This is a genomic window from Dyella sp. LX-66, from assembly GCF_018599165.1.
GTDB classification, from domain to species: domain Bacteria; phylum Pseudomonadota; class Gammaproteobacteria; order Xanthomonadales; family Rhodanobacteraceae; genus Dyella_D; species Dyella_D marensis.
This window is the reverse complement of record NZ_JAHFVJ010000005.1, coordinates 445,044-457,761: the sequence shown is the minus strand read 5'-3', so window position 1 is coordinate 457,761 and position 12,718 is coordinate 445,044. Positions and strand designations below refer to the sequence as shown.

Here is a 12,718-nt window from a genome sequence, read left to right as displayed (position 1 = left end):
CAGCTGGTGGCGCAGACCCTGAGCGAGGCCACGGCGGACGACGGCAAGACCATCGCGCGCGGCCTCACCGACAACCCGGTGGCCAGCACCAAGGGTGGCTGGTACTTCGATCTGGGTCCGTCGACGTCCTCGGCCGGCGAGCGCGTGGTGGTGACGCCAGGTGCGCTGTTCGACACAGGCCGTGCGGTGATCCAGACCTTGATCCCGGGCACCAACGATCCGTGCAATGCGAGCATCCAGGGCGCGCTGATGGTGGTGAATGCGGCGACGGGCGGTGCGAACGGCGGCCTGTCGGCGCCGGGCGTGTCGGGCTGGAGCGGCACGGGCAAGTACGTGGTGGGCGGCCGGGTGAACGACCCGCGCACCACCGGCACGGTGCCGCTGGTGACGACGGTGGGCGGCGGCAGTGTGCTGGTGCCGGGCCTGAAGCTCACCGGCAGCAATAACGTCCTCAATATCAACGACGCCGTCTGGCGCCGCCGTTCCTGGCGAGGGATTACGCAATGATTGAGAAACTGAAGCGGCTGCGCGAGCGCAATACGCGCGGCTTCACCCTGATCGAGCTGATGGTGGTGGTGGCGATCATCGCCATCCTCGCCGCCTTCGCGGTGCCGAACTATCTGCGCTACGGCATCCGCGCACGGCGAGGAGATGGACAGAACCTCCTGCTGCGCGTTGCCTCGGCTCAGGAGCGGTTCTATTCGACCAACAACCGCTACGGCAGTCTGACCGATATCGGCTTTAACACCACCGGATCGGATAAGGGCTACTACACCGTGGCGGTGACGCCGGCCACGCCAGCGACGACCTTCACCGCCACGGCGACTCCGGTGACGGGTGGTCCGCAGGCCAAGGACGACTGCAAGGCGCTCAACATCAACAACTACGGACAGAAGGGCGCCACCGGCGCCACCATCAACGGCACGTGCTGGTGACCGCCATGAAACGACAGGGGAAGAATGGCTTCAGCCTGATCGAACTGATGGTGGCGCTGGCAGTGGCGGCAATTCTGCTCGTCGCGGCGGGGCCGAGCTTCCGCGATGCGCTCCGGCGCAACAAGGTGAGTGCCGCAAGCAATGCCTTGATGGCGGATATCGCCTATGCGCGCAGCGAGGCGATCAATCGCGGCAACATAGTGTCGATCTGCCCGAGTTCGGACCAGGCCACCTGCATTTCCAGCGGCAAGGCCTATGAAAGCGGCTGGCTGATCTACAGCTACCAGCCCGGCAAGGGTGTGGTGACCACGGCCTACAGCGCAACGTCCGGCGCGATCCTGCTGCGCGCCTCCAATGCGCGCGACAGCGTCTCGATCCAGGCGCTGGACAGCGTGATCCTGAGCTTCGGTTCGCAGGGCCAGGTGCGCCGCACCGACAACAAGCAGCCGAAGTTCGCCACCTGCTTCCGCGCGGCGAACGACACCGGCACCGGTACCAGCACCGTCTCGGTGCCCGGCGCGCAGCTTACGGTGAATGCTTCCGGCAGCACGACGTCGCAATCGCTGGGTGTGCAGACCACCTGCGTGCCGAGCTGAGAACTCACGTGAGCGGTGCCGCCATGGCGCCGCTCAGGTCTCGCTCCATTGGCGCAGCAGGTTGTGATAGACGCCGGTGAGCGAGAGCAGGGTGGCGCGGTCATTGCCCGGGTTGGCGGTAAGCGACTGGATCGCCATGTCCAGATCGAACAGCAGCCGGCGCCGGCCGTCGTCGCGCACCAGGCTCTGGATCCAGAAGAACGCTGCCAGGCGCGCGCCGCGCGTCACCGGACGCACTTCGTGCAGGCTGCTCGACGGATAGAGCAGCAGATCGCCCGCGGGCAGTCTCGCCTCGTGCTCGCCATAGGTGTCGTTGACGACCAGTTCGCCGCCGTCGTATTCGTCCGGCTCGGCCAGGAACAGCGTGCAGGAGAGATCGCTGCGCAGCTGCCCGCCGCCGGGCAGCGCCATCACCGCGCCGTCGACGTGATAGCCGTAATGCCCGCCGCCTTCGTAGCGGTTGAAGCGCGGCGCCAGCGTGCGCAGCGGCAGCGCGGCGGCGTGATAGAGCGGGTGCTGCGCGAGTGCGTCGAGGATCAGGCGGCCGAGCGCTTCGCGCACCGGCGAGGCTTCCGGCAACTGCAGGTTGCGCTTGACCTGGGCGCCTTGCGCGCCGACGGTCTGGCGGCCGTCGGTCCAGTCGGCGCGATCCAGTTCGGCGCGGACATGCCGCACTTGTTCCGGCGAGAGCACGTTGGGGATGTGCAGCAGCATGGGCGATCCTCGAACGAAAAGGGGAGCCTTCCGGTGTGGAAGGCTCCCCGCGTTGGTTCCGTTTCCGCCGTGTCGCGGGACGTCAGAAGCGCACGTTGGCCGTGAGCATAGCCGAACGCGGCGCGCCGGGCGTGTAGCGGTAGCCGCTCTTGTTGATGGCCGAAACGTATTCTTTGTCGAACAGGTTGTACACGTTCAACTGCAGGTCGACGTGCTTGTTGACCGGGTAGGTGGCCACCGCGTCGAACACCCAGTACGACTTGGTATACGCCGGCGTGCCGATCGCACCGTCGGTGCCGCGCTTGAGCTGGTCGTTGTAGCGCGCGCCGCCGCCGATGGTCAGGCCGAACGGCAAGGTGTAGGTGGTCCACGCAGTGAAGGCGGACTTCGGCGTGTACGCCAGATCCGAACTGCCGTCGCTGGTGACCACGCTGCCGCTGAGCACCTTGCTGTCCATCACCGTGTAGCCGGCGCTGATGGCCCAGTGCTCGGTGAGCTTGCCCACCGCGCTGAGCTCCACGCCCTGCACGCGCTTCTTGCCGGTCTGGTAGTACTGCAGGTCGGTCGGATCCTGCACCACGTCGTTGTTGATCTCGGTGCGATAGATGGCGCCGGTCAGCATCAGGCGGCTGTCGTAGAACTCCCACTTGGTGCCCGCTTCGGCGGTCTTGGCCTTCTGCGGATTGAAGTTGGGATTGTCGGCGCTGTTGGCCGAGCTGCTGAGCGTGAGCGTGCTGCCGCCCGGCGGCTGCTGCGAGATCGCGTAGTTGACATACACGCTGCCATTGGCGGCCGGCTTGTACAGCACGCCGACCTTCCAGTTGGTGAGGTTGCCGCTCTTGCGCGCATCCAGGCCCGGCACCGCCGAGTTGGCGGGCAGGGCGCCGCATGCCGGCGCGTTGCGGCCGCCGCAGGTGACGGCGCTGTCGAAGTCGGTCTTGTAGTGATCCAGGCGCACGCCGGCGTTGACCTGCCACTGTTCGTTGAACTTCAGCGTGTCGAACACATACGCCGAATAGGTGTCGGTCTTGCCGTGCGTGTAGGTGCCGTTGCGGACCCACTGCATGCCCGACACGTGCGGGTTGGGGCGGTACACGCTGGCCGCGGGCCAGGTGTTGAGCAGCGAGACGATGCCGGTGGTGTTCGCTTCCTCGCGGGTCAGCTCGATGCCGGAGCTCAGGTTGTGCGTGATGCTGCCGGTCTGGAAGTTGGCGGTGAAGTTGAACTGGTCGGTGAGGATCTTGTTGGTCTGATCCTTGAACGTCGGGTTGCTGCGGGCGACGGTCCAGGTCGACGGGTCGTTCGGGTTCGGCGTAAGCAGGTTGGCCGCGGTGGCCATGTACGAGGTCAGCAGGTAATCCTGCTTGGTGCGGCCCCAGCGCAGGGTGTTGTGCAGGGCCAGGTCGTCGCTGATGTCGTGCTCGACGCGCACGGTGAAGAGATCGGCCTTGACGTGGTCGTGGTCGGCGTCGGTGCCGTAGAAGTTCGACGGATCGACCGGGCGCGCATTGGCCAGCCACGGACGCTTGGGATCGGGGCTGCTGTAGCCGGGCAGGCCGATGGTGGAGACGCCGCCGTCGGGGATGTTGTTCTGCTTGACGTGCAGGTAGTCGATATAGACGCGCGTGGCGGTGCCCAGGCCGAAGGCCAGCGAGGGCGCGACGCCCCAGCGGTTGTTTTCCACTTCGTCGCGGCCGGGCACGCCGCTGTTCTGCGCCATCAGGTTCAGGCGGAACGCACTGCTTGCGCCGAGCACCTGGTTCCAGTCGGCGGTGGCGCGCTTGCGGTCGGAGCTGCCGTAGGCGACCTGGCCGGAGACGGCGTTCTGCAGCAGCGGCTGCTTGGTCACCAGGTTGATCGCGCCGGTCGGCGCGGTGCGGCCGTAGTCGGTGCCGGCGGGGCCCTTGGTCACTTCCACCTGTTCGATATTGAAGATGTCGCGCGAGATGCTGCCGGTGTCGCGCACGCCGTCCACGAAGATGCTGTTGGAGGTGTCGAAGCCACGCATGTAGATGCCGTCGCCGGTGGTGGTGGTGCCGTTCTCGCCGGCATAGAAGGTGCCCACGCCCGGGGTGTTGCGCAGCGCCTCGGAAAGCGTGGTGGCGCCCTGCTGCAGGAACAGGTCCTTGGTGATCACCGAGATGGTCTGGGTGGTGTCGAGCAGGGGTTGGGTGAACTTGGGGGAGTCCACTTTGTCGGCCACGTAGTCGCTGCCGCGCGTCGCTTCCACATTCACTGCCGACAGGCTCTTGGCCTTGGACTGCGGATCCGCGGCGGTGTCGTCCGACGCCAGCGCAGGCGTCGCCAGCGCCAGGCCGGTCAGCAGCGCGGCGGTGGCCGCGGCGAGCTGGCCGGGCTGCAGCCGGGCGGTGGGGGCGGGGTGCTTGCGGCTTTTGATGTAGGCCATGGGGCTTCCAGATGCATCGATAAGGGGCGCGGCAGGCGATGCGCGCGTGCGCCCGTGCCGCCGCGGCGATCGCGCGGCAGGGGCTGCAGGAGTTGTCGGTCACGGCGCTGCCGGCGGATCCCCTGGGTAGGCCGTGATCTTCACATCGTATTTTTAATGAGAATGATTTGCAATCATTCCGTTCAGGAGCAGGCCGCCAGCCGGGGCCGATGGCGCCACGGCGTACACTTCCGGCTCCCCCTCGCAGGTCCGTGCCTCAGCGGGCCTGCCGCTCCAAGGAGATCTCTCGATGCGCATCCTGGTAGTCGGCGCCGGCGCGACCGGCGGCTATTTCGGCGGACGCCTGCTGGAAAGCGGGCAGGACGTGAGCTTCCTGGTCCGCCCCGCGCGCGCCCAGGCGCTGGCCGCGCACGGCCTGGCCATCCGCAGCGCGCTCGGCGACGCCACGCTGCGCGCGCCCACTGTCACCGCCGGCGAACTGCGCGGGCCTTACGACCTGGTCCTGCTCAGCTGCAAGGCCTACCACCTGCCGCAGGTGATCGCCGACGTCGCGCCGGCGGTGGGCGAGGGCACGGCGATCCTGCCGCTGCTCAACGGCCTGCGGCACCTGGATGCGCTGGACGCGCGCTTCGGCGCCGCGCGCGTGCTCGGCGGCTTGTGCGTGATCGCCGCGACGCTGGGCCAGGACGGTGAGATCCGCCACCTCAACCGCTCGCACAGCCTCACCTTCGGTGAACGCGACGGCTCGCGCTCGGCACGGGTGGAGCGCATCGCGCAGGCGATGGAAGGCGTGAAGTTCGACGCGCGGCTCAGCAGCGAAGTGCTGCAGGACATGTGGGACAAATGGGTCTTCCTCGCCTCGCTCGCCGGCATCACCTGCCTGATGCGTGCGCCGGTCGGCGATATCGTCGCCGCGCCGGGCGGCCTGGAAGCCACGCTGGCGATGCTGGAAGACTGCCGCCGTGTCGCCTCCGATCACGGCCACGCTCCCGCCGAGAACGTGCTGGCGAAAGCGCGCGGCGTGCTCACCGAAGAAGGCTCGACGCTCAGCGCTTCGATGATGCGCGATCTCGAACAAGGCGGCCCCGTCGAAGCCGACCACGTCATCGGCGACCTGATCGCCCGCGCTGCGACGGGTACCGCGCTGCCGCTGCTGCGCATGGCGTATGCGCACTTGAAGGCTTACGAGAACCGCCGCGCCCGCACGGCTTAAAGCTCGTCATCCCGGCGCAGGCCGGGATCCAGTGGCGAGGCAATACCTGCAGGCGAAAAGCCGTCCGTGGAGCTCTTCGCGAAAATCATGCGGCGGCGCTACTGGATCCCGGCCTGCGCCGGGATGACGGCAAAAAGAAAAAGCGCCGCACTCTCGTGCGGCGCTTTTTTGTCAGCCACGAAGCGCCGCGACTCACGCCGCGGCAACCCCACTTACCAGATCTTCACCTGCTTCTCGCCATCCCGCACCATCGCATCGCCCGGCTTGCACTGGAACGCCTTGGCGAAGGCTTCCATGTTCGACGGTGCGCCGATCGCGCGCAGCGAGACCGGTGCGTGCGGGTCGGTGTTGAGCGACAGCAGCGCCTGCTTCTCGCGGGCGTGGCCGCGCCACACGCGAGCCCAGTTGAGGAAGAAGCGCTGGTCCGGCGTATAGCCTTCGATCTTCTGCTCGGCCGAACCCGGCGTCTTGGACAGCACGCTCTGCAGCGCGTCGTAGGCCACGTTCATGCCGCCCAGGTCCGCGATGTTCTCGCCCAGGGTCAGCTTGCCGTTGACGTGCGCGTCCGGCTTTTCCTTGATCGGCGTGTAGTCGTTGAACTGCGCCACCAGCTTGTCGGTGCGCGCGTCGAACTTGGCGCGGTCGTCCTTGGTCCACCAGTTTTCCTGGTTGCCGGCGCCGTCGAACTGGCTGCCTTCGTCGTCGAAGCCGTGGCTGGCCTCGTGGCCGATCACGGCGCCGATGCCGCCGTAGTTGATGGCGTCGTCGGCGCTGGCGTCGAAGAACGGCGGCTGCAGGATCGCGGCCGGGAAGTTGATGGTGTTGTCGGTGGGGTTGTAATACGCGTTCACCGTCTGCGGCGTCATGCCCCACTCCTTGCGGTCGGTGGGCTTGCCGATCTTGGCGATGTCGTAGTCGTAGTTGAACTTCGAGGCGGCTTCCACGTTGGCGTAGAAGTTGTCGCCGCTGATGTTCAGGCCCGACCAGTCACGCCACTTGTCCGGATAGCCGATCTTGGGCAGGAAGGTGTTCCACTTGGCGATGGCCTTTTCCTTGGTGGCATCGCTCATCCAGTCCAGCTTCTCGATGCGCGCCTTCAGCGCGTTGCGCACGTTGTCGACCAGCTCCTGCGCACGCTCCTTGGCTTCGGGCTTGAACACCTTGGCCACGTACAGCTGGCCCAGCGCTTCGCCCATCGAGCCGTTCACCGCGCCCAGCACGCGCTTCCAGCGCGGCTTCTGCAGCGGCTGGCCGGCCAGGGTCTTGCCGTAGAAGTCGAACTTGTTGTCCTGGAAATTCTTGCTCAGGTACGGCGAGGCGTCGCTGATGGTGTGGAATCGCAGGTAGGCCTGCCACTGCTCCAGCGGCGCGGCGGCCAGCAGCTTGTCGAACTCGGCGAAGAACTTCGGCTGCGACAGCGAGAAGCCCTTGTCGACGGTCACGCCCTGGGCGCTGAAGAACTTCTCCCAGCTGAAGTGCGGAGTGACCTTGTCGGCCTCCTTCACGCTGACGAAGTGGTACTGGTTCTTCGGGTCGCGCTCTTCCACCGGCGCCAGCGAAGCCTTGGCAAGTTCGGTCTCGAACTTCAGCACGTCGTCGGCCTGCTTCTTGGCGTCGGCTTCGGCGGTGCCGGTCAGCTGCAGCGCCTGGGCGACGTGGGCCACGTAGGCGTCGCGGATTTCCTTGTACTTCGGATCGAGGTAGTAATCCTTGGTCGGCAGGCCCAGGCCGGCCTGGTTGGCGTAGCCGATCTGCATGTCGGCATGCTTGAAGTCCGCGCCGGAGCCGAACTGGAACACCTGGCCGTCGCCTTCGGCGTAGCTCTTGGTGAGGTAGTCAGCCACGTCCGCGCCGCTCTTCAGCGCGCCGATGGCGTCGAGCTTGGGCTTGATCGGCTCGAAGCCGGCCTTCTCGATCGCGTCCTCGTTCATGCCCGACTGGTACAGCAGGCCGATCTTCTGCTCGATCGAGCCGGCCTGCGCCTGCGCGGCGCCCTTGGCGGCGGCGTCGACGATGTCGTGCTGGGTGTTGAGGCTGTTCTCGTTCAACTGGTCGAAGGCGCCCCAGCGGGTGCGGTCTTCGGGGATCGGGTTGGCGGCGACCCACTTGGCGTTGACGAAGCCGTTGAAGTCCTGGCACGCATTGATGCCGGTATCCAGCTCGCTGACGTCGAAGGGACTCTTCTTGGCGGCCGGCGCGGCGGCGGTGGTCGCGGCCGGGGCCGGTGCGCTGCCGGCGGCGGCGGGGGCGTTCTGCTCGGCCTCGTGCTTGCCGCAGGCGGACAGCGTCAGGGCCAGGCTCACCGCAAGGGCGAGCGGCTTCAGGTACGGCTTGGTCATGGATCTCCCTCTCATACGAATGGCGCCCCCGCGGGGCGAAAAATGCTGGTACGGCCGGTACCGCGGGTATCCCCTGTCACGGCCGCGACCTTCGACCCTAGGCCAAAGGTCACGGGCCGGCCCAGTGTCAAAGGTCAGGGGCGGGGGATGGCGGCGGGCTGCGTTGCGCCCGCCGCAAGGGGTTACGGCACCAGGCCCTGCAGGGTGGCGGCGTCGATCCGGTAGACCGGGTAGGCGCCCACGTCCTGGGCCGTGTACCAGGGCGAGCGCTCGAAGAAATAGAACAGCCGCTGCGAGGGGCTGGCGGCGAAGGCGGCGTCTTCGCGCAGCTTTTGCTCGAACGCGGCCTTCAGCGCCGGGTCCTTGGCCATCATGTCGCGCGCCAGCTTCTCCAGCACGCGCGGCTCGCCGTATTCCTTCGGTTCGAACACCGCATCCAGGAAACCCCAGTGCAGCAGCGAATCCGGCGCCTGCGGCTCCAGCAGCTCGATCGCCACGTTGGCCGCGCGCTGATCCATCGGCACGATCACCGAACCGGCCGGCAGCTCCACCTCGCGCGCCGTGCTGGACTGGGCGAAGTCGCGCAGCATCAGATGGCCTTCGAACGGCTTGGACGCCCACTGCGGCTTGTCCAGCTGATACGCCTGCACCTTGAGTTTCTCCGGCCTGGCCAGGCGGCGATACGCGATGCCGTGCGCGTCGAGCTTGTCGATCGCCTGCGTCCACTGCGCGGGAATCACATACGCGGCCGGTGGCGCGATCGACGCATCCGGCAGCAGGCCGTTCCAGTTCTGGACGTCGTAGGTGCGCGGCTTCGACGGGTCGTACCGGATCCACTCGCTGTTCGATACGTCGCTGTGCGTGAGGCTGAACTCATAGCCCTTGAACTTGAACGGCGTCGATGCCGGATCGTCCTTGAACGTCAACGCCACCTGCGCCTTCGCATCGCGCGCCCGCGCCACCACGGCTTCGTCCGCCTTGCGGTTGATCGCGAGCAGGTTCGCCGCATCCGCGCCGGTCTGCTCCAGCATCAGGGCGACCAGGTCGTAGGTGCCGCGCACGCGCACCTCGTAGCTTTTCAGCATATGCGTCTCCACCAGCAGGGCCGGGCGGTTCTGCAGCGCCGCGTAGCCGGTGGAGAAGCGCGGGCCGGAACCGAAATTGACGATGCCCTTGCGCGGATCGCGGCCGTCCTTGAATTCCAGGTAGATCGAAGCGAGATGGCCGCGCTTCTCGTAGGCCGGAATCACCTTGTCGTTGAGCAGGCGTTGCTGCCATGCGCTGACGCCGGCATCGAGCTTGTGCGGGTCTTCCAGATACCAGGTCAGGTCGTACTGGTAATCCGCACCGTCGGTGGTGTGGATGTCCATCAGCAGGTCCGGCTGCCAGCGCTGCCACAGCTTCAGCCAGTCGCGCATCTCCGGCGCGTCGGCCTTGACGTAGTCGCGGTTGAGGTTGAGGTACTGCGACTGGCCGCGGAAACCCATGCTGTCCGGGCCGTTCTGGTTGATGCGGTGATAGGGGCTGGAGTTCTCGTGCCCGTCCACGCTGAACACCGGAATGAACACCAGCACCGCATGATCGAGCAGATGCGGCAGCTTGCCGCTCACGGCGAAGTCGCGCAGCAGCATCAGGCCGGCGTCCTTGCCTTCGATCTCGCCGGGATGGATGCCGGCCTGCACCAGCACCACGGGTTTGCCGGACCGGTGCGCCGCTTCCGGCGTAAACGTGCCGTCGCCGCTGGCGATCACCACCGTCATCGGGCGGCCCTGCGGCGAGGTGCCGAAGCTTTCCACTTTCAACTTGCCCGGCGCCGCATCGGCCAGCTTGTGCAGATAGGCCACCGTGTCGGCATAGCTCGGCGTGGTGCGGAAATGCGCGGCCTCGGCGGGCGTGGTCCAGTCGGCGGCCTGGGCATGGCCCGCGGCGGCGGCGAGCAGGGCGGCGAGCAGCAGTCGGTTCATGCTTGGTCCTGGCGTTGTGTCAGCGAGGCAGGCGAGGCGGGCAGGGTGTCGGGTGCCACCGCGCCGCCGGAGATGATGAAGGCCATGGCCTGGTCCATGGTCCAGTCGGTGGGCGTGAGTTCGTCCACCGGCACCACTTCCAGATAGCCGCCGGTGGGGTTGGGCGTGGTGGGGATGTACACCGCGGCCATCTCGCGGCCGGTGCCTTCCTCGATCATCACGCGGGTGACAAAACCGACCACCTTCATGCCCTGGCGCGGGAAATCGATCAGCACCACGCGCTGCACGCCCGAAGGCTTCTGCTGCAGCACCGCCATCAGTTTCTTGGTGCCGCCGTAGATGGTCTGCACCAGCGGGATGCGCGCCAGCAAGCCGTCGAAGGCTTCCAGCAGGCGCTGGCCGATCACCCGGTTGGCCAGCCAGCCGAGCAGGTACAGCGCCACCACGGTCAGCACCAGGGCCAGCACGAACAGCAGCCAGCCGCGGTTGAGCGAGGTGCCCAGCGCGGGCGAGGCCTGCCCCACCGCGCCGACCAGGGCGCCTACCACCGGCGTGCCGATCCCGGCCAGCAGGCCGAGCACGAACTTGAACACCAGCCAGGTCACCCACAGCGGGATAAACGTAAGCAGGCCGGTGAGCAGATAGCGTTTGATGCGCAGTCGCCGCATGGGGCGGACCCTCGGAAGGCGGGGAAGCGGGCATTGTAGGGGGCGGGGGCGGCCGGCCGGGCGTGACGTTCGGCCCTTTCGCCGCGCCCTGTGATTTTTTTGGAGGCGCTGCGAATCATCAAAGGGAGACCAGGGGAAACAAGCATGGGCAGCAGGCCGGACCAGCGCGAATTCGAACAGCGGTTGCAGGAGCACCGGCGGCTGATCGCCAAGGTGGCGAGCGTCTACGCCGCCGGCGCGGAAGACCGGCGCGACCTGGAACAGGAAATCTGCGTGCAGCTGTGGCGTGCCTGGCCCGGCTATGACGAAAGCCGCGCCCGCTTCTCCACCTGGATGTACCGCATCGCGCTCAACGTGGCGATCTCGCAGTTGCGCCGCGGCGGCGCGGCGCAGGCGGGCCAGCTCGAACCGCTGCAGCTGCATCACCTGGACACCATCGGCGCGGAAGCCGGGCCAGAACGAGACGAGCGCCTGGTCGCGCTGTACGCCTTTATCGGCCAGCTCGAACCGCTCAACCGCGCGCTGATCCTGCTGTACCTGGAAGACCGCAGCTACGCCGAGATCGCCGAGGTGCTCGGCATCAGCGCCACCAATGTCGCGACCAAGCTCGGTCGCATCAAGCAGACACTTCGCGACCGCATGGTCGCCGCGGAGGCATGACGATGGAACTGGATGAACTCAAGCAGAGCTGGCAGGCGCTGGACCGCCGCATGGCGCAGCAGCACGCCTTGACCTTGCAGCTGCAGCGCGAAAGCCGGCTGGAAAAAATGCGCCACGGCCTGCGCCCGCTGTGGGGGGGGCAGATCGTGCAGATCGTGGCGGGCGCGCTGCTCAGCCTGGTCGCCGGCAATTTCTGGTTCGAGCACCGGCAGTATCCGCACCTGTTGTTCTGCGGCGTGCTGGTGCATCTGTACGGTGTGCTGATGATCGTGTTCGCGGCGCGCAACCTGCATCTGGTCAAGCAGATCGATTACGCGGCGCCGGTGCTGGACATCCAGCGGCGGCTGGCGGAACTGCGCGCATGGAAGACCAGGGTCGAGGCGCCGGTCTTCCTGGTCACCGGCTGCTTCGTATGGATTCCCGCGCTGCTGATGCTGTTCGCCGGCCTGGGCGCGGACGTGTGGAAACTGCATCCGGACGTGGTGCTGTGGCTGTGCGCGAGCGGCGTGGCCAGCGTGCTGCTGGTGTGGCTGGGGATGCAGGCGATCAAGCGCATCTGGGGCGCACGGGTGCTGGAACGCGAAGCGGCCGGCTACAGCGTGCGCCGCGCGGAAGCGGTGCTGGACGAAGTGCGCCGCTTCGAGAACGACTGAATCCGCCGGCGTAGGTTGGGGTGAGCCGAAGGCGAACCCCAACGTTGCGCTGCACTCGAATGTGGCGGTGTTGGGGTTCGCCGGCGGCTCACCCCAACCTACGCAGCCTCGCGGGCGCGGGGCTTGAGGCGCACGTACAGCTGCTTGCGTACCTTCGCCACTACCTCGCCGCCCGCGGTTTTCACTTCCGTTTCGAACCAGCGCAGCACCTTCTCGCCATTCGCCGCGGCGGCGCGCAGTTCTTCCATCACGGCCGGCTCCAGCTTGAAGTCCGCATAGACGTCTTCGCGCCCCGGCGCCACAAAATCGATGGCGCCGGCCTTGTCCCACACGAAGTACTCGCCGCCCAGCTGGTGCATCACCAGCAGCATCCAGAACGGGTCGGTCATGGAGAACAGATTGCCGCCGAACTGGGTGCGCACGTAGTTGCGGTTCCACGGCCGCAGCCGCAGCACCACCCGCGCCTGGGACCAGTCCTCCGCCACGTGCTGCACGCGGATGCTGTTGAACAGGAAGGGCGGCCAGAGGTTGAGCAGGCGGCGGAAGGTGGAGGCGCGCATCGGGCGTCT

The 12,718-nt window shown here is 67.0% G+C and carries 12 protein-coding genes; 6 read left to right on the top strand and 6 right to left on the bottom strand.

Annotated features, from left to right (window positions below; translation table 11 throughout):
- The 3 genes from KK141_RS12915 to KK141_RS12905 all read left to right on the top strand — a co-directional run.
- Positions 1 to 507, top strand: a 507-nt coding sequence (locus KK141_RS12915; RefSeq protein WP_214587345.1) for a hypothetical protein, incomplete at its 5' end; no start/stop codon positions are given.
- Positions 504 to 935: a type IV pilin protein gene (locus tag KK141_RS12910; RefSeq protein ID WP_214572514.1), complete on the top strand. Its 432-nt coding sequence runs from the start codon at positions 504 to 506 to the stop codon at positions 933 to 935. The genes KK141_RS12915 and KK141_RS12910, both read left to right, overlap by 4 nt.
- Before the next feature lie 5 nt (positions 936 to 940).
- Positions 941 to 1,531, top strand: a complete 591-nt coding sequence (locus KK141_RS12905; protein WP_214572525.1) for a GspH/FimT family pseudopilin — start codon at positions 941 to 943, stop codon at positions 1,529 to 1,531.
- A gap of 33 nt (positions 1,532 to 1,564) precedes the next feature.
- On the opposite strand, the gene KK141_RS12900 is transcribed toward KK141_RS12905, so the two are convergent.
- Together KK141_RS12900 and KK141_RS12895 are read right to left on the bottom strand one after the other, a co-directional pair.
- Positions 1,565 to 2,245, bottom strand: a complete 681-nt coding sequence (locus tag KK141_RS12900) for a Fe2+-dependent dioxygenase (RefSeq protein ID WP_214572513.1) — start codon at positions 2,243 to 2,245, stop codon at positions 1,565 to 1,567.
- Positions 2,246 to 2,327: 82 nt separating this feature from the next.
- On the bottom strand, positions 2,328 to 4,652 hold the full coding sequence (locus KK141_RS12895) for a catecholate siderophore receptor Fiu (RefSeq protein WP_214572512.1): 2,325 nt from the start codon (positions 4,650 to 4,652) through the stop codon (positions 2,328 to 2,330).
- 289 nt (positions 4,653 to 4,941) lie between these two features.
- On the opposite strand from KK141_RS12895, the gene panE reads away from it, so the two are divergent.
- Entirely contained in the window at positions 4,942 to 5,865 is a 924-nt protein-coding gene (gene panE / locus KK141_RS12890; protein WP_214572511.1) for a 2-dehydropantoate 2-reductase, read from the top strand.
- Positions 5,866 to 6,077: 212 nt separating this feature from the next.
- Here the strand turns inward: panE and KK141_RS12885 are convergent, their stop codons facing one another.
- The 3 genes from KK141_RS12885 to KK141_RS12875 form a co-directional block, all read right to left on the bottom strand.
- Complete coding sequence (locus KK141_RS12885) at positions 6,078 to 8,204, bottom strand: M13 family metallopeptidase (protein WP_214572510.1); 2,127 nt, start codon at positions 8,202 to 8,204, stop codon at positions 6,078 to 6,080.
- A gap of 182 nt (positions 8,205 to 8,386) precedes the next feature.
- Positions 8,387 to 10,168 (bottom strand): M14 family metallopeptidase, encoded by a 1,782-nt coding sequence (locus tag KK141_RS12880; RefSeq protein WP_214572509.1) that lies wholly within the window; start codon positions 10,166 to 10,168, stop codon positions 8,387 to 8,389.
- Complete coding sequence (locus KK141_RS12875; protein WP_214572508.1) at positions 10,165 to 10,836, bottom strand: DUF502 domain-containing protein; 672 nt, start codon at positions 10,834 to 10,836, stop codon at positions 10,165 to 10,167. The genes KK141_RS12880 and KK141_RS12875 overlap by 4 nt, the downstream gene beginning before the upstream one ends.
- A 144-nt stretch (positions 10,837 to 10,980) precedes the next feature.
- Between KK141_RS12875 and KK141_RS12870 the strand changes: the two genes are divergently transcribed.
- Both KK141_RS12870 and KK141_RS12865 read left to right on the top strand, forming a co-directional pair.
- The gene (locus KK141_RS12870) at positions 10,981 to 11,496 is read left to right on the top strand and encodes a sigma-70 family RNA polymerase sigma factor (protein ID WP_214572507.1); all 516 of its coding nucleotides are present in this window, start codon (positions 10,981 to 10,983) and stop codon (positions 11,494 to 11,496) included.
- 2 nt (positions 11,497 to 11,498) lie between these two features.
- On the top strand, positions 11,499 to 12,149 hold the full coding sequence (locus KK141_RS12865) for a hypothetical protein (protein ID WP_214572506.1): 651 nt from the start codon (positions 11,499 to 11,501) through the stop codon (positions 12,147 to 12,149).
- 98 nt (positions 12,150 to 12,247) lie between these two features.
- On the opposite strand, the gene KK141_RS12860 is transcribed toward KK141_RS12865, so the two are convergent.
- A complete protein-coding gene (locus KK141_RS12860; RefSeq protein ID WP_214572505.1) occupies positions 12,248 to 12,709 on the bottom strand; it encodes a DUF4442 domain-containing protein in 462 nt (153 codons plus the stop codon).
- Positions 12,710 to 12,718: the final 9 nt, after the last annotated feature.

Bases quoted from the DNA above. Each gene is read 5' to 3' on its own strand.
- KK141_RS12860 (WP_214572505.1), bottom strand. From the start codon at position 12,709: ATGCGCGCCTCCACCTTCCGCCGCCTGCTCAACCTCTGGCCGCCCTTC.
- KK141_RS12870 (WP_214572507.1), top strand. From the start codon at position 10,981: ATGGGCAGCAGGCCGGACCAGCGCGAATTCGAACAGCGGTTGCAGGAG.
- KK141_RS12880 (WP_214572509.1), bottom strand. From the start codon at position 10,168: ATGAACCGACTGCTGCTCGCCGCCCTGCTCGCCGCCGCCGCGGGCCAT.
- KK141_RS12875 (WP_214572508.1), bottom strand. From the start codon at position 10,836: ATGCGGCGACTGCGCATCAAACGCTATCTGCTCACCGGCCTGCTTACG.
- KK141_RS12895 (WP_214572512.1), bottom strand. From the start codon at position 4,652: ATGGCCTACATCAAAAGCCGCAAGCACCCCGCCCCCACCGCCCGGCTG.
- KK141_RS12865 (WP_214572506.1), top strand. From the start codon at position 11,499: ATGGAACTGGATGAACTCAAGCAGAGCTGGCAGGCGCTGGACCGCCGC.
- KK141_RS12910 (WP_214572514.1), top strand. From the start codon at position 504: ATGATTGAGAAACTGAAGCGGCTGCGCGAGCGCAATACGCGCGGCTTC.
- KK141_RS12905 (WP_214572525.1), top strand. From the start codon at position 941: ATGAAACGACAGGGGAAGAATGGCTTCAGCCTGATCGAACTGATGGTG.
- panE (WP_214572511.1), top strand. From the start codon at position 4,942: ATGCGCATCCTGGTAGTCGGCGCCGGCGCGACCGGCGGCTATTTCGGC.
- KK141_RS12900 (WP_214572513.1), bottom strand. From the start codon at position 2,245: ATGCTGCTGCACATCCCCAACGTGCTCTCGCCGGAACAAGTGCGGCAT.
- KK141_RS12885 (WP_214572510.1), bottom strand. From the start codon at position 8,204: ATGACCAAGCCGTACCTGAAGCCGCTCGCCCTTGCGGTGAGCCTGGCC.